Raw genomic sequence first — 795 nt, 5'->3', positions numbered from 1 at the left:
TCATGGCTTGGGGGCCGATGGCGTCGGTGGCGGGCGCGGCGAGGGTGGGATCGAGTTCGCTCATGGGTGTCTCCGGTGTTTAATAAAAGCGGAACGATAAGTTCCGAAAAGTGCGCGTTGAATCAAATGTAGATCAACCGATCGCTATCGTCAACGACAAATTCTATTATTCGGGATGATTTGTATCTAAAATAGAGATGTACAGATCGTAGATCGAGGACCACACATGCCCCAATCCGCCTCCGAAACCGGCGATCCGTTTCTCCTCACGCCCGGCCCGCTGACGACCTCACGCAGCGTCAAGGCCGCGATGCTGCACGACTGGGGTTCGCGCGATGCGAACTTCGTCGCGATCAATCAATCGGTGCTTGCGCAGTTGCGCGACATCGCGAACGGCGGCGACGAGTTCGTAACGGTGCCGGTGCAAGGCTCGGGGACGTTCGCCGTCGAGGCGATGCTCACGAGCCTCGTGCCGCGCGATGGCAAGGTGCTTGTGCTGATCAACGGCGCTTACGGATCGCGCGCGAAACGCATCCTTGATATCGCAGGACGCAAGACGGTCGTGCATCAAACGGCGGAAGACGCGCCGCCCGATTTAGCAAAGGTCGAGTCGATCCTGAAGCGCACGCCGTCGATCACGCACGTTTTTGCGGTGCATTGCGAGACGACCTCGGGCGTTCTCAATCCGGTTTCGCAGATCGGTGAACTCGCCGCGCATTACGGCAAGCGCTTTCTGATCGATTCGATGAGCGCATTCGGCGCCATCCCGCTCGACGCCCGCGCCGTGCATGCCGA

At 59.5% G+C, this 795-nt stretch carries 1 protein-coding gene; it reads left to right on the top strand.

Annotated features, from left to right (window positions below; genetic code table 11):
- Positions 1-226: 226 nt before the first annotated feature.
- Positions 227-795 (top strand): aminotransferase class V-fold PLP-dependent enzyme (locus tag AWB65_RS35130; protein ID WP_125474316.1); only part of this gene is annotated, 569 nt, incomplete at its 3' end.

The sequence above is a fragment of the Caballeronia humi genome (assembly GCF_001544475.1).
In the GTDB taxonomy this organism is placed as follows: Bacteria; Pseudomonadota; Gammaproteobacteria; order Burkholderiales; family Burkholderiaceae; genus Caballeronia; species Caballeronia humi.
Note: the sequence above shows the minus strand (reverse complement) of the source record. Positions and strands in the feature narration are given on the sequence as shown.